The following is a 21108-nucleotide window of genomic DNA, read 5'->3' on the forward strand; positions in this document are numbered from 1 at the left end:
TCCCGTCGTGTGACTGGTGACCGACTCGCCGTTGACCTGTTCCTGCTGGCCGGGCTCGGCTCGGACGAACTGCGCGATGCCCACGGGGCCGCGCTGCGCTCGGCCGTCGACTACGCGATCGCGGCGGAGGACGCCGGGTTCGACGGCGTCTGGCTCGCCGAACACCATTTCCTGACGTACGGCGCGTGCCCGTCGGCGATCACGCTCGCCGCCCACGTACTCGGACGGACGCGGCGCATCATGGTCGGCACCGCCGCGGCCGTCCTCTCCGCGCGGCACCCGGTCGCGCTCGCCGAGGAGACCGCGATGCTGGCGGCGGTCGCGGGAACGCGCTTCGCGCTCGGCGTCGGGCGGGGCGGGCCGTGGGTCGACCTCGAGGTGTTCGGTACCGGGCTCGCCCGCTACCAGGACGGGTTCCCGGAGTCGCTGGACCTGCTGCTGCGCTGGCTCTCCGGCGCCGAGACGGTGGGGGCCGACGGGGACCACCACCGGTTCCGGCCGGTGCGGGTGGTCCCCCGGCCGGTCGCGCGGCCGCCGGTGTGGGTCGCGGCGACGTCGGCCGCGACCGCCACGCTCGCGGCCGAGCGTGGGCTTCCGGTGCTGCTCGGCATGCAGGCCTCCCCCGAAGAACACCGCGCAATTCTCGACGCCGCCCGAGCCGCCGCCACACCGCGCGCACACGCGCGTCCGGGCGACGGCCCAGGCCCGGACGCCGGCCCAGGCCGGGACGCGGCCCCGGGCGCAGCCCTGGGCGTTCCGGGGCCCGCGGTGGCGCATCTGGCTTACGTCGCGGACACGGTCGCCGAGGCTCGGGCGCGCATCACCGCGACGCTGCCGGGGCGGTTGGCGCGCACCGCGGAGTACGTCCGGCTGGACGGTTCGACCGGGCCCGGCCGGGACCCGCACGAGTACACGCAGCACCTCCTCGACCTGCACCCGGTCGGCGACACCGCGCTGTGCATCGAGCGGCTCCGCCACTCCGCGAAGGTCACCGGAGCCTCCCGCCTGCTGCTCGCGGTCGAAGCCGCCGGGAGCCGCGAGGACACGCTCACGTGCATCCACCGCCTGGCGACGGAGGTCCTCCCGGCCCTGCGCCGGGGTTAGCCCGCCAGCTCCGGGTGCAGCATCATCCCGTACGCCGCCGCCTGCGCGCCCTTGCCGTGCGACGCCCACGCGCTCTTCGGCAGCGTGTACGCGTACAACCCGTCCGGGCCCAGCTCGGTTCCGACCCCGCTGTGCTTCCGCCCGGCCAGCGGCGTCCGGGCGACGTCGATCGCGCCCGCGTCGTTGATCCAGACCAAACCGGCCTGCAGCCGGTCGCCGACCTGCCGCGCGCGCTCCTCGTCCTGACTCCACACCGACGCCGCGAGCCCGTACGGCGAGTCGTTGGCCACCGCGACCGCCTCGTCCAACGAGGAGTACGCCAGCACGGACAGCACCGGCCCGAAGATCTCGTCCCGCGCGACCGACATCGTGTTCGCGACGTCGCGCAGCACCGTGGGCCGGTAGTAGTACCCGCCCTCGGCCACCTTGGACGCCCGGCGCCCACCCGCTGCCACCACCGCACCCTCGGCCACGCCCGCCGCCACGATCCGCTCGATCTTCGCCAGCTGCGCCGCGTTGTTCACCGGCCCGACGTCCGTACCCTCGGCCAGCGCCGGACCGACCGTCAGCAGGTCCGCGTAGTGCGCGGCCGCCGTGACCGCCTCCTCGTAGAGGTGGTCGGGCACCAGCAGGCGGGTTGTCGCCACGCAGACCTGTCCGGCGTGGATCATCGACGAGAACACCGTGCCGCGGACCGCGAGCGACAGATCCGCGTCATCCAGGACGACCGCCGGTGACTTCCCGCCGAGCTCGGCCATCACCGGCGTGAGGTTGGCCGCCGCGGCGGCCATCACCTTCCGGGCTACGCCCGAACTGCCGGTAAAACTGATGAAATCGACGCCGGGGTGCGCGGCCAGCGCGCTGCCCGCGTCCGCGTCACCATGAACAACGTTGAGGACGCCGGGCGGAAAGCCGACCGCCTCGGCCGCCTTCGCCAATTCCTGGACGCCGACCGGGGTGGTCGGCGCGGACTTGAGCACGACGGTATTGCCGGCCAGCGCCGCCGGGGCGAACTTCCAGACCGCCTCGTAGAGCGGGAAGTTGTACGGCACGAACGCGGCGACGACACCGATCGGCTCGCGCGTGACCCGCCACTGGCCGTCGCCGGCCGGTCCGCTCTGGTCCCAGACGGTCGGCGCCGCGAGCAGGTCCTCCATCGACGCGAAGCCCCGGAGGTTGACCACCGGCCCGAAGACCTGCAGCGCACCGCAGAGTTTGGCGGCGGTGCCGGTGTCCTGGGCCAGCGCGCCGGTCAGCTCCGGCACGCGGGCTTCGAGGTGGTCGGCGAGGCGGCGGAGCAGCGCGGCCCGCTCGGCGACCGATAACCGGGGCCACTCGCCGGTGTCGAACGCGGTCCGCGCGGCGCGCACGGCGTCGTCCACGTCGGCCGCGGAGCTGTCCGGGATGCGGGCGAACACCGTGCCGTACGAGGGGTCCTCGACGTCGATCCAGCGCCCGGTGGCGGACTCGCGCCACTCGCCCCCGACGCGGTTGAGCAGATCCTGCATCAGCGCACCTTCTCGAATCGTTCGTTCACGTCGGCGTACTCGTCGCGGATCGCGCGCTTGGACAGCTTTCCGCTGGCCAGCCGGGGCAGCGGTTCCGGCCGCACGACGACGTACCGGGGCACCTTGTAGTCGGCCATCGCCTTGTCGCACGCGGCGACCACCGTCCCCGCGTCGACCGAGCCGCTGACGATCGCGGCCGGAGTCTCGCCGAACCGGTCGTCCTTCGCCGCGATCACCGCCACCTCCGCCACGCCCGGGATGCCGCTGATCACCGCCTCGATCTCGACCGGCGAGATGTTGATACCGCCGGAGATGATCAGGTCCTTCAGCCGGTCGACGAACGTCAGGCGGCCGGCTTCGTCGCGGACGCCGAGGTCGCCGCTGTGCAGCCAGCCGTCGCGCAGCGCCCGCGCGGTCGTCTCCGGGTCGTTCCAGTAGCCGGGCGTGACGCCGGGGCCGCGCAGCAGGACCTCACCCTGCTCGCCCGGTGCCGCTTCGGTACCGTCGGCGCGCACGACCTTCAGCTCGGTGAAGATCGAGCCGCTGCCGCACGAGCCGGGGTGGTCGGCGGCCTCCGAGGTCAGCGTCGCGGTGGCGATGCCGCCGGCCTCGGTCATGCCGTAGATCTGCCGCAGCGCGACGCCCTTGGCGGCCCAGGCCTGCAGCAGCGGCACCGAGACGGCGGCGCCACCGACGACGGCGGTGCGCAGCGACGACAGGTCCGCGTCGGTGAACTCCGGGGCCGCGGCGAGCGCCTCCCAGATCAGCGGGACACCGAACAGCGTGCCGATGCGGTGCTCGGCGATGATCCGCACGGCCCGCGACGGGTTCAGCTCCGCCTCGACGAACAGCGTCCCGCCGAGCACCGTGGACATGACCAGGCCCCAGACCAGGCCGGGTGTGAAACAGAGCGGGAGCAGCAGCAGGCTGCTGCCGCCGGGACGCAACCCGTCCTGGGTGAGCGAAGCCTCGAACACGATGTCCAGCAGCGTCCGGTTCGTACAGACGACGCCCTTCGACAGGCCGGTCGAGCCGCTGGTGAACAGGATCGCGACCGGCTCGTCGGGGGCGCGGTCGATCTGGAAGTCGTCGGTGCCGCCGGTCCGGAGCGCGGTGATCTCGTCGAGGCCGATCCGCGGGACCGGGAGCCCGACCTCGTCGAGCGTGCCGTTGTGTGCGGCGTCGGTGACGACGAGCGTCAGGCCGGAGTCGGTGAACAGCTTGTGCAGCTCGGCGGCGACCAACCGCGGGTTGAGCGGCACCAGGACGCCACCGGCCTTGATGACCCCGTACGCGGTGGCTGCCCACTCGGGGGTGTTGCCGCCCAGCAGACCGACGCGGTCACCGGGGGCGACGCCGCGGTCGACCAGCGTGCGAGCGATGCGGCTCGACCAGTCGTTGAGCGACCGGTAGGAGACGGAGTCGGCGCCGAACGTCAGCGCGGTGCGCCCGCCATCCGTGCGGGCCCACCAGCGCACTGCGGATGCTATCGAAGTAGCCACGAGTTTCTCTCCCACGCCTCGTTGCGGGTCAGGGAATCAGGTACTGAACGTCGGTCTGATCGTGACGAAACCCCAGCGTGCGGGCCTCGTGCACGAGTTCACTCTCGGTGGAGGGGATCGTGAGGACGGCGACGCGGAGCCCGGCGTCGTGCAGCGCGGCCATCGCAGCGGTGAGCAGCGGGCGGACCGGCCCGCCGCGGACCGCGTGGATCCGCCCGGCCGGCCCGTACTCGGTCGCCTCCCGAGCTGCGGCGTCGAACCACACCGCCCCGCGCGGCGCTCCCGCACTCGCGGCGGAGCCACCGGACGCCGGACCGCCGGGCGCCGGAGTCCCGGGCGCCGCGTCGCGGGCCGCGGAGCCGTCGAGCCCGCGGCCCGCGGGCGCGACGAGGGCTGTGGCGGTCGTCGGCGGGCTACCCTCGCTCCAGAGGGTGGTGAGGTCGTCCGCGGGGGTGGCCGGACGGAGGCCGGGCGGTGGTTCCGCGCTGTGCAGCGGTGCCAGCAGTTGCCACTCGCGCCGGGCGGCCCGCACGCCGAACCTCTGCGCGAGCCGCGCCGCCGCGGGATGGTTGTTGCGCGCCCAGATCGTGCAGCCCGGGACGTCGTCCAACGCGTGTTGTTCGACCAGCAGCGTCGTGAGGCCGCGTGACCGCAGGTCCGGATGCACGACGTAGGCGGCCTCGCGACCGCGGACCTGCAGGTAGGCCGCGAGGCGGCGGACGCCGGACCGGTGGCCACCCCAGCGCTCGTCCGGTAGCAGCCGCACGAGCAGGTGCCGCGAACCACCGCACGGGGGCTCGGGCCGGTTGAAGCCCGCCTCCGCGTCGGCCTTCGCGCAGACGGCCAGCAGCTCCCGCACCTCGGCCGCCTCCGCGTCGGGGATTTCGTCGCGCCAGGAGTGCTCGATCACGTGAGCAGCCGGCGGAGTTCGCGATGGAAGATCTGGTTGACGACCTCGTTGCGGCCCAGCACCATCGACCCGGCGTTGGCGCTGGCCATCCCCTGTTGCGAGCCGCGCAGCAGCGGAAAGTCCTCCTGGTGCAGCACCGCGATCAGGATGTCCCAGTTCTTCTGCCAGCGCCCGGACCACTCGTCCTCAGCCATCCCGGAAGCAGAGACGGTCGGCACGAGCAGGCGCATCTCCATCCGGGACCGACCCGGGTCCTTCGGGTGCGGCCGGAACGTGAGCAGCTGGAAGTGGTCGGGCTGGCGCAGCAACGTGCTGTTCGGCAGCAGGAAGTGCGTCTCGGTGACGTACTTCGCGAGGCTGCGGTCGCCGGGGTCCTCCTCCAGCCAGCGGTCGATCGACTTACGCGGCGAGATGAACCGCGCGTGCCGTCCGAAGTCCTCCACCGTCAGCACGTTCGTGTGGATGTGCTTTCCGGCGGTGTTCGGGTGCGCGTACTGGATGTGGTAGCCGTCCAGGAACGCGTCCTGCATGATCTTCCAGTTGACCGGCTCGTCGAACCCCTCCGCGCGGAACGCGACGAGGTCCTCGAGGTGGTACTCGGCCAGCATCGGGTCCAGGTCAGGACCGAGCCAATCCGCGACGTCGATCCCTGTGCCCTCCTTTTTGGGCACAGCGTCGTCGACCACCCAGACGAACCCGTGCCGCTCCTCGCAGGGCAGCTCGACCAGCCCGTACTTCGACCGGTCGATCTCGCCGAACGTGCTGTCCTTGGTCACCGCGCGGAGGCTGCCGTCGGTGTCGTAGGACCAGCGGTGGTACCCGCAGGAGAACAGCCGGCAGCGGCCCTTCTCCTGCTCCTCCAGCAGCGCGCCGCGGTGACGGCAGAGGTTCACGAACGCCTTGACGCCGCCGTCGCGCTGCCGCACGACGATGATCCGGTTGCGCGGCATCTGCAGCGTCAGGAAGTCGTTCGGCCTGGGCAGTTCCGAGCTGTGCGCGACGATCGACGGCACCCGGCCGAACACCAGGTCACGCTCGCGGCCGGCGAGCAGCGGGTCGGTGAACTCGTCCGGGTAGAACGCGCTCACGGTCTCGTACTCGTCGGTGGTCTCGTTGCGCAGGTGGTCGAGCGTGCGCCGGATCCGGTCCTCACGCGGGACGATCGGCCTCGTCATGGTGCTGCCTCCAGCGTCAGTGCTCTTTCTGGGCACCCGTCGACGACGCCTCGGGCGTCGGTGAGCAGGGCTTCCGGCACCGGGTCGACCAGGACGATCGGGTCGCCCTGGTCGTCGCAGTCGAGCAGGTCGGGCGCGTTGCCGTAACAGAGCCCGTGGCCGGCGCAGGCGCGCCGGTCGACGTCCAGCCTCATCGGGTCGGTCGGGGTTCGTCCTCCGGGAACTGCATGGCGACGCGGGCCAGCGTGCCGCCGTCGGTAGCAGGCAGCGTCAGCCCGGAGATGTAGGCCGACTCGTCGGAGGCGAGGAACAACGCGGCGTAGGCGTTGTCCCGCAGCGACGGCGGCCGGTTGAGCTTGAGCGGGATCGGCGACAGCCCCGGATCCCAGGGGCCCGCCGTCTCCTCGTAGGACTGTCCGACGACCGGCGCACCCTCGGGCAGCAGGAAGTTCGGGGACATGCCGTGGGTGGGGGCGAGCGCGTTCACCCGGATGCCGTACTTGCCCAGGTCCAGCGAGAGGCCGCGGACCAGGCCGTTGACGCCGGCCTTCGTCGCCGAGTACGGCGCGATGCTGTGGTACGCGACGAACGAGGCCGCGGACGACGTCACGAGGATGACCCCGCCGCCGTTCGCCCGTAGCGCGGGCGTGGCGTGCTTCGCGACGAGGAACGGGCCGAGCAGGTTGACGCCGAGCACCGCGTCCCAGTCCTCGACCGGGAAGTCCTCGAACTCCAGCTGCTCGCCGCCCATCACCGACGGGACGCCACCGCGGGAGACGATCCCGGCGTTGGCCCACGCGATGTCGAGCTTTCCGAACGTGTCGACCGCGGTCCGGATCGTGCGGGCGACGTCGGCTTCGATCGTCGTGTCGGCCTGTACGGCGACCGCTTCACCACCCTGTTCGGTGACGAGCTTGACCGTGCCTTCGGCGCGGTCGCCCAGGACGTCCATCACGACGACCTTGGCGCCCTCGGCCGCGAACAGCTGCGCGGCCTCGCGTCCTAATCCGGAGCCGGCACCCGTGATGACGGCGACTTTGCCCTCGAGTCGTGCCATGGGAAGTCCCTTTCTAGGGTAGCTATTTCGTAAGCCTAAATGCTTTAGGTAAATGCCGTCAAGAGATTCGCGGGTGGCGGTGGCGAACGGTCGGATCACCTTCCGGCATAATCGGACGCATGCCAGCCGCACCCCCTCAGCTCACCCGGCGAACGATCCTGCGAACCGCGATCGACCTACTCGACCGGGACGGTTATGCGGCGTTCAGCCTGCCGCGGCTCGGCGACGAACTCGGCATCCGGACGCCGTCGCTCTACCACCACTTCCGCGACCGGGCCGAACTGCTGGCCGAGATCGCCCGAGCGGTTGTCCGGGAGACGCCGATCCCGGTGCGGCGTCCCGACGCGGAGTGGACCGAGTACTTCGTCGAGTTGTCGGTGAACTTCCGGCGCACGATCCTGCGTCACCCGAACACCGCACCGGTGCTCCTGCAGTTCCTGCCCCGCGACGTCCTGACCTCGCTCTACGAGGAGTCGGCGGTCCTCCTGGCGGAGACCACCGACATCCCGACGTCGGCGCACGTCCTGATCCTCGACGGGCTGGAGCGCTTCGTGCTCGGCAACGCGCTGATCGAGTCCACCGCACCGCGGGCCGCCGACGGCAACCCGTTCCCCAGCGTCGACCCGGAGCAGCAGCCGCGCCTGGCGGCCGCGATCGCGGCCAATTCGCTGGACGCCGAGGAGCGGTTCGTCGCGTCGGTGCGGGCGTTTCTCATGGGCGTGGCGGCACTGCCGTGAACCGAATTGGCAGCTTCGCGACGCTGCGCACCTGGCTGGGCAGCGTCAGCGGCGGGTTGGCCGGGTCGAGCCGGTAGTCCGGGAGGCGCCGATGTAGCTCCTCCAGCGCGATCCGCAGTTCGATCCGCGCGAGGTGCGAGCCGATGCAGCGGTGCGGGCCGGATCCGAACGCCAGGTGGCGGTTGGGCGTGCGGTCGATGCGCAGCTCGTCCGGTGCCTCGAACTGGGACTCGTCGCGGTTCGCGCCGCAGAGCAGCAGCAGGAGCTGGTCGCCTGCCTTGACGTGCACGCCGCCGATCTCGACGTCCTGCCGTGCCCGGCGGCCCATCGAGACGGCCGCCTCGTAGCGGAGGATCTCCTCGACGGCGTCCGGGACCGCGCCGGCGTCGTCGACGAGCCGCTGACGCTGCTCCGGGTTCGCCGACAGGTGCATGACACCCCAGGCCAGCGCGCCCTGGACGGTGTGCAGTCCGGCGATGAGCAGCAGGAAGAACATCCGGGTGAGCTCTTCGTCGGTGAGCAGGCGTTCCGCACCGTCCACGGTGACCGGAGCACGCATCAGCTCCGCGGTGACGTCATTCCCGACTACCCCTTCTGGCCCTCGGCGCTCGGCCACGACCTTTCCGAAGTACGCGAACATCGACATCGCGGCTTCGGCGCGCGACTGGTCGGCCTGCTCGGGCGTGTCGCCGGGCCGTCCGTTGAGCGCCACCTCGGTCGCCTCGGTGAACAGCGGTGCGTCGGCCATCGGCCAGCCCATCAGCGCGAGGAACACCCGGGTGGGTAACTCGTGCGCGAACTCCGCGACGAACTCCGCCTCGCCGCGCGCCGCGAACCCGTCGATCAGCTCGTTGACCAGGTCGCGGATCTGCCCCTCGAGCGCCCGCATCCGCGCCGGGTTGAACAGGGGCTGCAGCGCGAACCGGTACGCGGTGTGCTCCGGCGGGTCGAGCTCGAGCGGGATGAACTTGCCCTGCCCGGCGTCGACCAGGTTGTTCGGATGGCTGGAGAACAGGTCGGGGCTGCGCAGGATCTCGTGGACCTCGTCGTAGCGCGTCACGATCCAGTGGCCGCCGTGGGCCGTCGAGTACACCAGCGGCGCTTTCCGGGCCAGCGCCGCGGCGTGCTCCTGCATGCGGTCGACCGGAATCGTGACCGCCGGATCGTAGATGTCGAAGTCCACCACGCGGTCGGGTGAGACGTCCTCGGTCGTCGTGGGCATGGGGAGCCTCCTGTCGGAATTGACGTAGTCGCGCCGGTGCGCGTCGTCCGCGGAGTGCGGGTGGAGCCGGGAAAGGGAAACGATCTCCCTAAAGGTTGTAGGCTAGTGGTGATGCGGATCACCGGTCAACCGTGATCGCATTTCCCCTAAAGTCTTTCGGTAAATGCGACAGTTTTCGGACGATCGGAGTGCCGGTGACCACCGTTCTCGACCTCTTCCGCCTCGACGGCCGCGTGGCCGTGGTGACCGGCGCGAGTTCCGGCCTGGGCGCCGGGTTCGCGATCGCGCTCGCCGAGGCCGGTGCGGACGTCGTCCTCGGCGCGCGGCGGGCCGAGGGACTGGCCGAGACGGCGGTCGCGGTCGAGAAGCTCGGGCGGCAGTGCGTGACGGTGCCGACCGACGTGACGTCGCCCGAGCAGTGCACGGCGCTGGTCGAGCGGGCCGTGGAGTCGCTGGGGCGGGTCGACGTGCTGGTGAACAACGCCGGGGTCAGCGCGGTGGTGCCCGCACTGCGGGAGGACCCGGACACGTTCCGGTCGGTCGTGGACGTCAACCTGATGGGCGCCTACTGGATGAGCCAGGCGTGCGCCCGGGTCATGGCGCCCGGATCCGCGATCGTCAACGTGGCCAGCGTGCTCGGGCTGGTGGCCTCCTCGCTCCCCCAGGCCGCGTACTCGGCGAGCAAGGCCGGCCTGCTCGGATTGACGCGGGACCTGTCGCAGCAGTGGGCCGGACGGCGCGGCATCCGGGTGAACGCGATCGCGCCGGGGTTCGTCGCCACCGACATGATCGCCGAGATGTCCGAGGAGAACCTCGGCACGTTCCTGGCGCACTCGCCGCTCGGACGCCTGGGGACGCAGCGGGAACTGGATGCCGCGCTGCTGTTCCTGGCGTCCCCGGCGTCGGGCTACGTCACCGGCACCACGCTCGCCGTCGATGGTGGGATGTCCGGCCACTGAGCGGAGCGGTGTCACATCTCCGGTGCTATGACGTCGGGGATGTGACACTGCTGTCCTCGTGCAGCACGCCCGCTTCGAGCAACGCGTCGACGTCGGCGAGCGGGGCGCAGATCTCGCGGGTGTGCTGCCCGAGCCGCGGCGCCGGGCGCAGCGGCGGGTCACCGATCGCGGCGAACCGCGCCGGCCGTGCCGCGGTGGGCAGCGGCTCGGGCAGGTCGTCGTGGTGGAGCGTCGCGAACGCCTCGCGGGTGGTCAGCTGCGGGTCGGTCAGCTCGTCCGGCAACCGCCGCATGGCACCGGCCGGGACGCCCGCCGCCTGCAGCGTCCGCATCACCTCATCCGGCGTCCGCGACGCGGCCCACTCCGCCACCGACGCGTCGCTGTCGACGACCGCGCGGAGACGGGCCCGGTCGGCGTCGTCGCGAACCGCGATCACGCACCACTCGTCGTCGCCCGCGCAGGCCACCACCGCGGGCTCCGGCCAGGGCTCCGGAAGCGACAGCCCCAGCGAGGCCGCGGCGAACTGCGTCCCGAGCTGGAGCAGCGCGACATCGGCCTGGGCGACGCCCACCGTCCGCCCCCGGCCGGTGCGCACCCGTCCGATGACCGACGCGAGCACCGCAACGGCGGTGAGCTGCGCGGCGATATGGTCGGGGTAGACGGTCGCACCGTCGCAGTAGTCACTTTCGGACGCCGGGCGCCAGCGGGCCGTGACGCCGGTCGCCGCCCGCACCAGCGGCCCGTACCCCATCCGGCTGCTCCACGGCCCGGTGTCACCGAACGCACTGCTGTCGGAGATCACCAGCCGCGGGTTCAGCGCGGCCAGCGTCGCCGGGGAGAACCCGAGCGCGTCCAGCGTGCCCGGCTTGAAGTTCGCGAGGACGACGTCGGCCTCGGCGGCCAGCGCACGGAACAGCGCCGCGCCGTCCGGGTGGCGCAGGTCCACGCCGATGCTGCGCTTGTTGCGCTGGCCCCACGCGAACGACGCGCTCGTGCCGGAGCCGCGGCGCGACTGCCGTAACCCGTCCGGGAACGCCGGGTTCTCGACCTTGACGACGTCCGCGCCGAGGTCGGCGAACACCCGCCCGAGCTCGGCGCCGAACACGATCACGCCGAGGTCGAGCACGCGCAACCCCGCCAGCGGCGGATCCCCCGCCCCCACCGGCGGGACCGCCCACGCCACGTCCGCCCCGCCGGCTGCGTCAGCCGCGCCGGCCGAGCCGGCCGCGCGGGGGGTGACCTCCTCGGCGGGGTGGGCGGGCAGCCAGGTCGCGTGGTCGGCCTGGAGCGCCGGGGTGCGGATTCCGGCGCGTTTTCCGTCGAGCGTCACGTACCCGGTCGGCACGCGGGCGGTCACCCCCGGCGCGATCTCGACGTCGTCCAGCGCGCCGGTCACGGCGAAGTGGTCGGCCCCGAGCACCTCGGGCACCGTGAGCACGGCCGCGACCGGCACCCCGCGGCGCACGCCCTCGGCGACCAGTTCCTCCCGCGACAAATCCCGGAACAGCGCGGCGATCAACGGGTGCAGCCGGTCGGCCGCGGCGAACCTCGCCGGGATCGTGTCGTAGCGCGGATCGGCGAACTCCGCGGGCTCACCGAGCCAGGAGAACATCGCCCGCCACTGACGCTTGGCCAGCAGGCAAATCCGCACCTCGCCGTCCCGGCACGCGAACACCGGGTAGAAGTTGCGCGCCTCCGGACGGTCGCGCGGGAACGTCTCGGCACGTCCGGCTGCCGCGGTGCCCTGCGTCCCGAAGCCGGGGTCGAACCCGTGGACGACACACTCCAGCGCGGACACGTCGACGTACTCACCCGCGCCGGTCCGCAGCCGCCGCAGGTAGGCGGCGAGCGCCACCCAGGCGGCGTGCGCGCCGACCACCCCGTCGACCAGCCCGGCCGGGGGCAGCAGCGGCGGCCGGCCCGGTAACCCGGAGCGCGACAGCACCCCACCGAGCGCGGCGAGCACCGGCTCGGGGGCGGACCAGTCCGCGTACGGCCCGGTGTTCCCGAACGGCGTGATCGAGACGACCACCGCGTCCGGGTAGTCGCCCGGAGCCACCGAGCGCCGCGAGTCGAGCACGATGTCCGCGGTGGCCAGCAGCCCCGCACCCGGCAGCCCCGAGCTCGGGGGCGCGCCGACCGTCGTGCGCTTGTTCGCGTTGCGCAGCGCGAACGGGAGGCTCTGCCCGGCGTGCAGCGGTGGTTCGAACCGGGACGGCGACCCGCCCGGCGGTTCGGCCAGCACGACGTCGGCGCCCAGGTCGGCCAGGTACCGACCGCACCACTGCGCCGGGCCGTCGGTGAGGTCGAGAACGCGCACCCCGCTCAGCGGCAAATCCACGAGCACTCCTTCGGAATCGGGACGGTCGGGTGGTCAGACGTCAAGGATCAGCCGGGCGGACCGCGCCCGGGACACGCACGGGAACATCACGTCTCCGGCCGCTCGCTCGTCGTCGGTGAGCAGCGAGTCCCGGTGGTCGGGATCGCCGCCGAGGACGGTTGTCTCGCAGGTGCCGCAGGTGCCCTCGCGGCACGAGGATTCGATCGCGACCCCGGCGTCCTCCAGGACCTGGAGCAGGCTGACGTCCGCGGCGACCGGCAGCACCCGGCCGGACCGGGCGAGCTCCACCTCGAACGCCCCGGCCCCGCTGGGAACGGGCTCGGCCCGGGGTGCGAAGCGCTCGGTGTGCAGCGTCAGCGCGGGCCGCGCCGCGCACGCGTCCTCCACCGCGCGCAGCAGCGGCTCCGGGCCGCAGCAGTACACCGCCGTTCCCGGCGACGCGTCCGCGACGAAGGCCGCCACCGGCAACAGCCCACCCTCATCCGCCGGCCGCACCTCAACCCGGTCCGCAGTCGAGCCCTCGCCCGCCGCGCCGGCGCGAACGGCGCCCGCCCGACCCCCGACCCGAGCGCCGCGCCCGGCGTCCGGGGCGGCCGCGCCTAGGGCGACCAGCTCGTCGACGAACGCCATCGACGAGCGGGTGCGGCCGCCGTACAGCAGACGCCAGTCGGCGCCCTCCGCTGCCACCCGGCGGATCATCGGCAGCAGCGGCGTAATCCCGATGCCACCCGCGACGAACCGGTAGGCCCGCGCCGGTGCGAGCGGGAACCGGTTCCGCGGACCCCCGATCGCCACCCGGGCGCCGGGCCGCAGCCGCTCGTGGACGAACCGCGACCCGCCCCGGCCGCCCGGCTCGCGTAACACCGCGATCCGCAGGGACGACCGGTCGTCCGGGCTCCCACAGAGCGAATACTGCCGCACCAGCGACTCGCCGAGCACCAGATCGACGTGCGCGCCCGGCTCCCACGGCGGCACGGCCCCCGACTCCACCGGCTCCAGCGTCAGCGCGACCACGTCGTCCGCCGCCGCGTCGACGGAAGCGACCACGTAGCTGTTCGTGGCCACCACCCCCAAACCTATTGCCATTAGGTTACGACCCGGCACGGTAGCACAAAACCTAATGACTGTAGGCTCGAAACCGAGAGAGCGGAGGAACCTCCATGCCCCGGCCCCGCGAGCCGTTGATCAACCGCACGTCGGCGGTCGACGCCGCCATCCGCATCATCGACACCGAGGGGCTGGACAGCTTCAGCCTTCCCCGGCTGGCGCGCGAGCTCGGCGTCCGCGCGCCGTCGTTGTACCACCACTTCGCCGACAAGTCGGAGATCCTCGCCGCGGTCTCCCGAACCATCGCGGGTGCCACCGTCATGCCCCGGAAGCCCGCCGACCCGCAGAAGTGGGTCGACTGGCTCGTCCAGCTGGCGCTCAACTTCCGCACGGCGATCCTGCGGCACCGCCACGCCGCACCGATCCTGCTGCAGTTCCCGCCCCGGGAGGAGCTCACCCACCTCTACGAGGAGGTCGCCGCCTACCTGGAGCACTGCGGCGTCCCGCGCCACTTGCACGTCCGCATCCTGGACGGAATGGAGAAGCTGAGCGTCAGCGCGACCGTGAGCGAGGCTCTGCGGCCGCACGCCACCCGGCGGTCGATCTTCCCCGGCGTCGATTCGGCGACCCACCCGACGCTGGCCCGCGCGGTCGCGGACAATCCGCTGACGCCCAAGCAGCTGTTCGAGGCGACGGTGCGGGCGTTTCTGGCCGGCACGCTTGCGTCGGACTCCGCGCTCGCCTAAACCTATTAGGGATAGGTAACCGAGCCGGAGGAGCCACCGTGCGGACCGACCTCTTCGACGCCGACCACGAGGCCTACCGCGAGACCGTGCGGAGGTTCGTGACCACCCGGGTCGTCCCCCGCATGGAGAAGTGGGACGCCGACCGGCTGATCGACCGGGAGACCTGGCTGGCGGCGGGTGCCCAGGGTCTGCTGGGACTCGCGGTCCCGGCCGAGTACGGCGGTTCCGGTGAGACCGACTACCGGTTCCGGGTGGTCGTCCAGGAGGAGATCGCGCGGGTCGGCGCGTCGGCGCTGCAGTCGGGCTTCTCCACCAACGACGACATCGTCCTGAACTACCTGCTCCGGCACGCCGACGCCGACCAGCGGGCCCGCTGGCTGCCCGGGTTCGCGACCGGGACGACGATCGGCGCGATCGCGATGAGCGAACCGGCGGCGGGCAGCGACCTGCGCGGCATCTCCACCACCGCGACCCGCGACGGCGACGCGTGGGTGCTGCGGGGCAGCAAGACGTTCATCACCAGCGGCATCCTCGCCGACCTCGTCATCGTGTTCGCGAAGACCGAGGACGAACCTTCGGGCCACGCGCGGCGCGACACGTTCAGCCTCTTCGTCGTCGAGGACGGCATGCCCGGCTTCAGCCGTGGCCGCAAACTCGACAAGGTCGGCCTGCACGCCCAGGACACCGCCGAGCTGTTCTTCGACGCCGTGCGGGTCCCCGACCGGAACGTGCTCGGTGAGATCGGCGCCGGGTTCGAGTACCTGATGGGCAGCCTGCCGCTGGAGCGCCTCGGCATCGCGATCGCCGGGCAAGCGTCCGCCGAGGCCGTGCTGTCGTGGACGCTCGACTACGTCCGGCAGCGCACCGCGTTCGGCAGCCGCATCGGCGACTTCCAGGCGCTGGCGTTCCGGCTGGCGGAGCTGGCCACCGCGATCGACGTCAGCCGGGCGTTCGTGGACCGCTGCGTGCGCGAGTGGAACGCCGGGACGCTGTCGGCGGTGGACGCGGCGAAGGCGAAGTACTGGGCCACCGATCTGCAGGGCGAGGTGATCGACGCCGGCGTCCAAATGCACGGTGGGTACGGCTACATGACCGAGTACCCGGTCGCGAAGGCCTACCTGGACTCCCGGATCCAGCGCATCTACGGCGGGACGAACGAGATCATGAAGGAGATCATCCGCCGCGACCTCATCGGCCGCCCCTGAGCACCGGCGCGGCGAGCGCGCACAGCGCGCGCCGCCTTAGCCCAAGTAGATCGTTTGCAGGCGGAGGTACGGCTCGAGGCCCTCGGGGCCCAGCTCCCGACCCAACCCGCTCGCCTTCACCCCACCGAACGGCGCGGCCAGGTCCAGGTCGTAGTGGTTGACCCCCACCGTGCCGGTCTCGATCCGGCGCGCGACGGCCAAACCATGCTCCTCGTCCGCCGTCCACACCGTGCCGCCGAGCCCGTACTCCGAGTCGTTCGCCAGCGCCACCGCCTCGTCCTCGGTGCCGTAGGGGATCACGGCCAGCACCGGGCCGAAGATCTCTTCCTGGGCGATCCGGGAGCGGTTGTCCACGTCCGCGAAGACGGTCGGCTCGACGAACCAGCCCGGACCGTCGACGGCGCGCCCGCCGGTGGTGAGCCGGGCGGACGCCCCCGCGACGTAACTCAGCACCCGGTCGCGCTGGGCCGCGCTCACCAGCGGCCCGATCTGAGTGGAGGGCTCCAGCGGATCCCCGACCACCAGCGACCGGACGGCGGAGGTCACCGCGTCCACGATCTCGTCGTAACGGGAACGGGGCGCCAAGATCCGCGTGCAGGCGTGGCAGGTCTGCCCGTTGTTGGGCAGCGACACGGCGGGAAGCGCCGCGACGAACGCCGAGAGCGGAGCGTCCGCCAGCACGATCGACGCGGACTTGCCGCCGAGCTCGAGCGTCGCCGGGCGCAGCAGCCGTCCGGCGGCCGCACCGATCGCCCGGCCGGCGACCGTCGAGCCGGTGAACGCGACCTTCGCGACGCCGGGGTGGGTCACCAGGTGTTCCCCCGCGTCGCGGTCCCCCGGCACGACGTTGATGACGCCGGGCGGGAGACCGGCCTCGACTGCGGCCGATGCGAACACGAACGCGTCGAGCGCGGTCTCCGGCGGCGGTTTGAGCACGACCGTGCACCCGGCCGCCAGCGCCGGTCCGAGCTTCATCGCGGCGAGCGCCTGCGGGTAGTTCCACGGGGTGATCGCCGCGACGACACCGACCGGTTCCCGCCGGACGACGTGCCGCCCGCCCGCGAGGCTCGGCCGGGTCTCCTCGAACGCCAGCGACTCCGCGAGCCGCGCGTAGTACCGGATGATCGCGGCGGCGCCCCGGCCGTTCACCACGGACGAGAGCGTGATCGGCATGCCGTTCTCGCGGGTCACGAGCGTGGCGGTCTCCTGACCACGCGCCCGCAGCGCCTTTCCGAACGCGTCGAGCGCCTCGGCCCGCGCAGACGGCGCCCACTGCCCCCACGGCCCCCGCAACGCCCGGTTCGCGGCGGCCACCGCCGCGTCGACGTCCGCGCGCCCGCCGAGCGTCACCGTGTCGAACGGCTTCCCGGTCGCCGCCTCGACGACGTCGACGGTCACCCCGGTCCGGGGCTCCACAAAAGCCCCGTCGATGAAGATCACAGCGCCTCCTCCGACCCGAACAAAACCGAGCTCACCAGCGGTGCCATCGGGCCTCCGATGAACAGTGACGTCCGCGCTCCCGGCACCTGGTTGGTCGACGTGCCGCGAATCTGCCGGACCGCCTCGACCGCCAGCCCCATCCCGTTGACGAAGCTGTCCGCGAGGTTGCCGCCGCTGGTGTTCAGCGGCAGCCGTCCACTCGGCGCGATCAGGTTCTCCAGCGTGAGCACGGAGCCCGCGTCGGCCCCGGGCGGCACCAGCCCGTGGTCGATCAGCGACGCCACCGCGGGTCCGCTGAAATTTTCGTACACCTGCACGACGTCCACCTCTGACGGTTGAAGGCCTGCCGACGCCCACAGGCGGCCCGCGACGGTGCGGAACCCCGCACTCGTGTACTCGGCGTCGTTCTCGCCGTGCTCCGAGTACCCGCCCGGCGCGCCCTGGGCTCCGGCGATCACGTAGGCGGGGTCCGGACGCAACGCGCGGGCCCGCTCGGCGGACACCAGCAGCAGCGCGACCGCCCCGTCGCTCTCCCGCGAGCAGTCGTAGAGGTGGAACGGCTCGACGATCAGCCGGGACGCCTCGTAGGCGGCGTCGTCCAGTGGCCGCCCGTAGCCGCTCGCCGACGGGTTCTGCTGCGCGTGGTGGTACGCCGCGCGGACGAGCGCACGCAGCGCCGACCGCGGTACACCGTCGTGCTCGAGCATTCGCTGCGTACGGAGCGCGCAAACGTGTGCGGGTGCGCCGACGCCCGCGGCCACGTACCGGTCGTCGAAGTGGTACTTCGCGTAGCCGAGGCGCCCGGTGTCGTCCTGCGCCATCGCCCGGAAGACGACGACACACTCGGCCTGCCCGGCCGCGATCGCCGCGGCCGCGGTGACCACGGCGGCCGCTGCCCCGCCTCCCCCGCCGCCCCACACCATCGACGACCAGCGCAGTTCGTCGATCATCAGGTCCGCGCCGAGCACCGGGCCGGACAGGTCACCACCGGCGTAGGAGACGAACCCGTCGACCTCGCGCGGCGAGACACCGGCGTCGCGGCAGGCCGCCAGGATCGCCTCCAGCGCCATCCGGTGCTCGTCGCCGGGCGCCCGCCCCCGCCGGTAGTGCTGCTCGGCCACGCCCACGACCGCGGCCGCGCCCCTCACGCGACCCGCCAGTACACGGTCGACGAGTTCACGTCGCCGACCACCCGGTCACCGATCGCGGGCGCGCGCGATCCGGCGGCCAGCAGCCCGAGCACCCGCACGTTTCCCGCGCCGGGCAGCTCCGCGAGCACGGTCGTGTACGGCACCTCGAGCTCGGCCACGTACGGATGGTGGCTGCGGCACCAGGTGTAGACCGTGCCCTCGGCCGCGACCGGTTCCCAGCCCAGGTCGAAGCCGTGGCAGGACGGGCAGATCCGGCGTGGGCCCCAGAGCCACGTGGCGCAGCCCCGGCACCGCTGCACGACCAGTTGCCCGGCGTCGGTCACGAAAAGTTCTCCAGCGCGTTCGCCTTCCACGCACCCTCGTGAAGGATCCAGATCGACCGCAGCCCGACCGGCCCGTTCGGCGTCTCGTACACGGCCTCGCCGATCCAGGTCTCGCCGTCCCGGCGGACGTCGACGATCCGCGCGTCCGTCACCTCGCCGCCGGGCACGGTCACGCCCTCGAACACCGCCGGGATCCGCTCCGGGACCATGTCGGCCAGCGCGGCCTTGATGTCCCCGGCGACCACGTACCCGACGTGGCGCTCGAACAGCTCGCGAAACTCGTCAGACATGACGGACACACTCCTTCGTGAGTCAAAGCAGGGAGCCTGCGGCCACCGTGAACCGCGCCCCGGCGACGTCCTCGGTCAGCAAACGGTCGAGCAACTCCGGATCGGACGTGCCCGCGAGCGTCCGATCCCCAGCCGCGGTCAGCAACGCCACGAACGCCCGCTCCGGCGCGCCGTCACGGTCGTGCGCGACCGTCCACGATTCCACCGTCGCCGGGCCCTCGTAACCCACCAGCGCCCGGCGGATCCGCTCCGCGTCCACCGCGGGCTGCGCGTCGATCCGGGCGAACGGCTTGGCTGCCGGCCGCGTTCCGTACAGCCCCAGCGCGTGTTTGGTGAGGTAACCGCCGTTGGCGGTCAGCAGGCCGGACCCGCCCTGTTCCCGGAGCGCGGTGGCCAGCGCGGCGATCGCGTGGGTGCTGTAGTTGTTCCACGGCCCGCCGGCGAACGTGAGCCCGCCGGTGACGGTCAGCGGCCGGTCCGGGTCGAGCCCGAGCTCGCGGACCGCGACCTGCACCGCGGACGGAAAACACGAGTAGACGTCGACCAGCGCGACGTCGTCCGGCCCGCTCCCGGTGTGCGCGAACAGCTGCGCGCCCGCGTGCCGGATCGCCGGGGACCGGTGCAGCTCATACCGCTCGGCCACGTCGTACCGGTCGTGGGCCTCGGCGCCCGCGTGCACGAAAATCCACCGATCGGAGGCGATCCCCAGCCGTGTCGCGCGCTCGACCGAACACAGCAGCACCGCCGCCGCCTGGTCCACCGCGTTGTTCGCGTTGAGCAGCTTCGGGTACGGCCAGCTGACCATCCGGCTGGCCAGGATCTCCTCGGGGCTGTGCGACCGCGGTAACCAGGCGTGCGGGTTGGTGGCCGCGACATCGCTGAACCGCGCCCAGAGCGCGGCGATGCTCGCCTGGTGCTCGGCGACCGGGCGGCCTGCGGCCACCCGGATCGCCTGTTCGAACAGGGGGTACACGTAGGCGGGCCGGTCCAGGCCGATCCCCACCTGGCCTTCCGTCTTCATGGGGACGTCCGGCAGCGCGACATCGGCGGCCGGTACGGTCTCGTCCTGGACCGTCCAGGCGGGCCGCTCGCCCCGGGCCCGGAGCTTCGTCCGGGTGCGCCACGCCTCGGCGCCGCCGATCAGCACCGCGTCGGCCCGGCCGGCCGCGATGTCGGCGGCCGCGCGGTTGACCAGCGCCTGCGGGCTGTTGCCGCCGGCGCCGGTGTAGCCGGTGCGGCGCACGGTGACGCCGAGCCGCTCGGCGAGCAGCGCGCCGGGGTCCCGGTACCGCCAGGAGAGCAGGCCGACGACGTCGATCGCGTCGAGGTCGCTCAGGAGTGCGGTGGTGCCGGCTTCGGCGGCGGCACGCTCAGCGGCGTCGACGAGCAGGTCGACCGGTTCCCGGCCGCCGTCGCGCCAGCTGACCTGTCCCCCGCCGACGAGGACCGGGGTCCGTGGATCCATCAACGGCCCCACTCGTCCGGCCTCGGCGGCCACTCCGCGACCAGATCGGGCACCGCGTCGCCGGCCGACGCGGTGAACCGCGGCGGGCGTTTCTCCAGGAACGACGCGACTCCCTCGGCCACGTCCGGCCCGGCGCCGAGCGCGGCGATCACCCGGGAGTCCAGGCGGTGGGCCTCCCACGGGTTCGCGGCGCCGAGCATCGACCACATCATGTGCCGGGCCGCGGCGACCGCGACCGCCGACGTGTTCTCCGCGATCTCGGTGGCGAGCGCGCGTGCGGTGGTCAGCAGGTCGGCGTCCGGGACCACGCGGGACACCAGGCGGCCGGTGAGCGCCTCGGCGGCCGGGAAGACCCTGCCGGTCGCCACCCACTCCATCGCCTGCGAGATCCCGACGACCCGGGGCAGGAACCAGCTCGACGCCGCCTCGGGCACCAGGCCGCGGCGGGCGAAGACGAACCCGAAGCGGGCCGATTCGGCGGCGAGCCGCACGTCCATCGGCAGCGTCATCGTGGCACCGACCCCGACGGCCGGTCCGTTGACCGCGGCGATCACCGGCTTCCGCGACGCGGCGATCCGCAGCGCCGCGACGCCACCGAGGTCACGGGGAACGCCGTCGATCGTCTCGACGGTGCGGGCCTGGGACGGGACGAACGTGGTGGAGCCGCCGCCGAGGTCCGCACCCGCGCAGAACGCCCGGCCGCGGCCGGTGACGATCACCGCCCGCACCGCGTCGTCGGCGTCGGTCGTGTCGAACGCGGCGACCAGCTCGACGGCCATCCCCGGGGTGAACGCGTTGAGCCGGTCGGGCCGGTCGAGCGTGATCGTGGCGATGCCGTCGGCCACGTCCAGCGCGATCGTCCCGGCTCCATCCACACTGGTCATCGCCGCCACCGCCATAATCCGAACCTAATGGTTTTAGACAAC

Annotated in this window: 20 protein-coding genes; 5 read left to right on the plus strand and 15 right to left on the minus strand. The window is 72.6% G+C overall.

The genetic code is table 11. The features are described from left to right. The first annotated feature begins 9 nt into the window (after positions 1-9). Positions 10-1104 (plus strand): LLM class flavin-dependent oxidoreductase, encoded by a 1095-nt coding sequence (locus BUB75_RS35975; protein ID WP_218617973.1) that lies wholly within the window; start codon positions 10-12, stop codon positions 1102-1104. Here BUB75_RS35975 and BUB75_RS35980 read toward each other — a convergent pair. Genes BUB75_RS35980 through BUB75_RS36005 form a run of 6 tightly spaced genes read right to left on the minus strand, consistent with a single transcriptional unit; the run spans position 1101 to position 7256 of the window. Next, the gene (locus BUB75_RS35980; protein ID WP_073263821.1) at positions 1101-2612 is read right to left on the minus strand and encodes an aldehyde dehydrogenase family protein; all 1512 of its coding nucleotides are present in this window, start codon (positions 2610-2612) and stop codon (positions 1101-1103) included. The genes BUB75_RS35975 and BUB75_RS35980 overlap by 4 nt on opposite strands. Next, positions 2612-4114 (minus strand): class I adenylate-forming enzyme family protein, encoded by a 1503-nt coding sequence (locus BUB75_RS35985; RefSeq protein WP_073263823.1) that lies wholly within the window; start codon positions 4112-4114, stop codon positions 2612-2614. The genes BUB75_RS35980 and BUB75_RS35985 overlap by 1 nt, the downstream gene beginning before the upstream one ends. Positions 4115-4142: 28 nt before the next feature. Beyond that, the gene (locus tag BUB75_RS35990) at positions 4143-5024 is read right to left on the minus strand and encodes a GNAT family N-acetyltransferase (RefSeq protein ID WP_073263825.1); all 882 of its coding nucleotides are present in this window, start codon (positions 5022-5024) and stop codon (positions 4143-4145) included. Further along, positions 5021-6199, minus strand: a complete 1179-nt coding sequence (locus BUB75_RS35995; RefSeq protein ID WP_073263827.1) for an aromatic ring-hydroxylating oxygenase subunit alpha — start codon at positions 6197-6199, stop codon at positions 5021-5023. Before BUB75_RS35995 ends, BUB75_RS35990 begins: the two co-directional genes overlap by 4 nt. Further along, entirely contained in the window at positions 6196-6393 is a 198-nt protein-coding gene (locus BUB75_RS36000; RefSeq protein ID WP_073263829.1) for a ferredoxin, read from the minus strand. The genes BUB75_RS35995 and BUB75_RS36000 overlap by 4 nt, the downstream gene beginning before the upstream one ends. Next, entirely contained in the window at positions 6390-7256 is an 867-nt protein-coding gene (locus BUB75_RS36005; protein ID WP_073263831.1) for an SDR family NAD(P)-dependent oxidoreductase, read from the minus strand. Before BUB75_RS36005 ends, BUB75_RS36000 begins: the two co-directional genes overlap by 4 nt. Before the next feature lie 119 nt (positions 7257-7375). Between BUB75_RS36005 and BUB75_RS36010 the strand changes: the two genes are divergently transcribed. Continuing rightward, a complete protein-coding gene (locus tag BUB75_RS36010; RefSeq protein ID WP_073263833.1) occupies positions 7376-7993 on the plus strand; it encodes a TetR/AcrR family transcriptional regulator in 618 nt (205 codons plus the stop codon). Here BUB75_RS36010 and BUB75_RS36015 read toward each other — a convergent pair. Continuing rightward, a complete protein-coding gene (locus BUB75_RS36015; protein WP_073263835.1) occupies positions 7968-9215 on the minus strand; it encodes a cytochrome P450 in 1248 nt (415 codons plus the stop codon). The genes BUB75_RS36010 and BUB75_RS36015 overlap by 26 nt on opposite strands. 194 nt (positions 9216-9409) lie before the next feature. Between BUB75_RS36015 and BUB75_RS36020 the strand changes: the two genes are divergently transcribed. After that, positions 9410-10174 (plus strand): SDR family NAD(P)-dependent oxidoreductase, encoded by a 765-nt coding sequence (locus BUB75_RS36020; protein WP_073264030.1) that lies wholly within the window; start codon positions 9410-9412, stop codon positions 10172-10174. 25 nt (positions 10175-10199) lie between these two features. On the opposite strand, the gene BUB75_RS36025 is transcribed toward BUB75_RS36020, so the two are convergent. Together BUB75_RS36025 and BUB75_RS36030 are read right to left on the minus strand one after the other, a co-directional pair. Then, positions 10200-12515, minus strand: a complete 2316-nt coding sequence (locus BUB75_RS36025) for a CaiB/BaiF CoA-transferase family protein (RefSeq protein WP_073264032.1) — start codon at positions 12513-12515, stop codon at positions 10200-10202. A gap of 33 nt (positions 12516-12548) precedes the next feature. Next, positions 12549-13601 carry a PDR/VanB family oxidoreductase gene (locus BUB75_RS36030; RefSeq protein ID WP_073263837.1) on the minus strand — a complete coding sequence of 351 codons (1053 nt, stop codon included), beginning with the start codon at positions 13599-13601 and terminating at the stop codon, positions 12549-12551. Between the two features lie 74 nt (positions 13602-13675). Between BUB75_RS36030 and BUB75_RS36035 the strand changes: the two genes are divergently transcribed. Together BUB75_RS36035 and BUB75_RS36040 are read left to right on the plus strand one after the other, a co-directional pair. After that, a complete protein-coding gene (locus tag BUB75_RS36035) occupies positions 13676-14308 on the plus strand; it encodes a TetR family transcriptional regulator (protein ID WP_073263839.1) in 633 nt (210 codons plus the stop codon). Positions 14309-14346: 38 nt separating this feature from the next. Continuing rightward, complete coding sequence (locus BUB75_RS36040) at positions 14347-15513, plus strand: acyl-CoA dehydrogenase family protein (protein WP_073263841.1); 1167 nt, start codon at positions 14347-14349, stop codon at positions 15511-15513. 36 nt (positions 15514-15549) lie between these two features. On the opposite strand, the gene BUB75_RS36045 is transcribed toward BUB75_RS36040, so the two are convergent. From BUB75_RS36045 to BUB75_RS36070, 6 genes are read right to left on the minus strand one after another with little or no spacing between them, the layout of a single operon-like run. After that, on the minus strand, positions 15550-16953 hold the full coding sequence (locus tag BUB75_RS36045; protein ID WP_073263843.1) for an aldehyde dehydrogenase: 1404 nt from the start codon (positions 16951-16953) through the stop codon (positions 15550-15552). After that, complete coding sequence (locus tag BUB75_RS36050) at positions 16950-18101, minus strand: thiolase C-terminal domain-containing protein (protein ID WP_218617974.1); 1152 nt, start codon at positions 18099-18101, stop codon at positions 16950-16952. Before BUB75_RS36050 ends, BUB75_RS36045 begins: the two co-directional genes overlap by 4 nt. Beyond that, positions 18098-18427, minus strand: a complete 330-nt coding sequence (locus BUB75_RS36055) for a Zn-ribbon domain-containing OB-fold protein (RefSeq protein ID WP_073263847.1) — start codon at positions 18425-18427, stop codon at positions 18098-18100. The genes BUB75_RS36050 and BUB75_RS36055 overlap by 4 nt, the downstream gene beginning before the upstream one ends. Then, a complete protein-coding gene (locus BUB75_RS36060) occupies positions 18424-18717 on the minus strand; it encodes a hypothetical protein (RefSeq protein ID WP_073264034.1) in 294 nt (97 codons plus the stop codon). Before BUB75_RS36060 ends, BUB75_RS36055 begins: the two co-directional genes overlap by 4 nt. A 22-nt stretch (positions 18718-18739) precedes the next feature. Further along, entirely contained in the window at positions 18740-20182 is a 1443-nt protein-coding gene (locus BUB75_RS36065) for an acetyl-CoA acetyltransferase (RefSeq protein WP_073264038.1), read from the minus strand. Then, entirely contained in the window at positions 20182-21066 is an 885-nt protein-coding gene (locus BUB75_RS36070; protein WP_073264036.1) for an enoyl-CoA hydratase-related protein, read from the minus strand. The genes BUB75_RS36065 and BUB75_RS36070 overlap by 1 nt, the downstream gene beginning before the upstream one ends. Between the last annotated feature and the right edge of the window lie 42 nt (positions 21067-21108).

Origin of the sequence: Cryptosporangium aurantiacum, from assembly GCF_900143005.1 — a bacterium.
GTDB lineage: Bacteria > Actinomycetota > Actinomycetes > Mycobacteriales > Cryptosporangiaceae > Cryptosporangium > Cryptosporangium aurantiacum.

Excerpts from the sequence above, each read along its gene's own strand:
- BUB75_RS35980 (WP_073263821.1), bottom strand. The coding sequence starts at position 2,612 with ATGCAGGATCTGCTCAACCGCGTCGGGGGCGAGTGGCGCGAGTCCGCC.
- BUB75_RS35995 (WP_073263827.1), bottom strand. The coding sequence starts at position 6,199 with ATGACGAGGCCGATCGTCCCGCGTGAGGACCGGATCCGGCGCACGCTC.
- BUB75_RS36000 (WP_073263829.1), bottom strand. The coding sequence starts at position 6,393 with ATGAGGCTGGACGTCGACCGGCGCGCCTGCGCCGGCCACGGGCTCTGT.
- BUB75_RS36005 (WP_073263831.1), bottom strand. The coding sequence starts at position 7,256 with ATGGCACGACTCGAGGGCAAAGTCGCCGTCATCACGGGTGCCGGCTCC.
- BUB75_RS36010 (WP_073263833.1), top strand. The coding sequence starts at position 7,376 with ATGCCAGCCGCACCCCCTCAGCTCACCCGGCGAACGATCCTGCGAACC.
- BUB75_RS36015 (WP_073263835.1), bottom strand. The coding sequence starts at position 9,215 with ATGCCCACGACGACCGAGGACGTCTCACCCGACCGCGTGGTGGACTTC.
- BUB75_RS36030 (WP_073263837.1), bottom strand. The coding sequence starts at position 13,601 with ATGGCAATAGGTTTGGGGGTGGTGGCCACGAACAGCTACGTGGTCGCT.
- BUB75_RS36035 (WP_073263839.1), top strand. The coding sequence starts at position 13,676 with ATGCCCCGGCCCCGCGAGCCGTTGATCAACCGCACGTCGGCGGTCGAC.
- BUB75_RS36060 (WP_073264034.1), bottom strand. The coding sequence starts at position 18,717 with ATGTCTGACGAGTTTCGCGAGCTGTTCGAGCGCCACGTCGGGTACGTG.
- BUB75_RS36065 (WP_073264038.1), bottom strand. The coding sequence starts at position 20,182 with ATGGATCCACGGACCCCGGTCCTCGTCGGCGGGGGACAGGTCAGCTGG.
- BUB75_RS36070 (WP_073264036.1), bottom strand. The coding sequence starts at position 21,066 with ATGACCAGTGTGGATGGAGCCGGGACGATCGCGCTGGACGTGGCCGAC.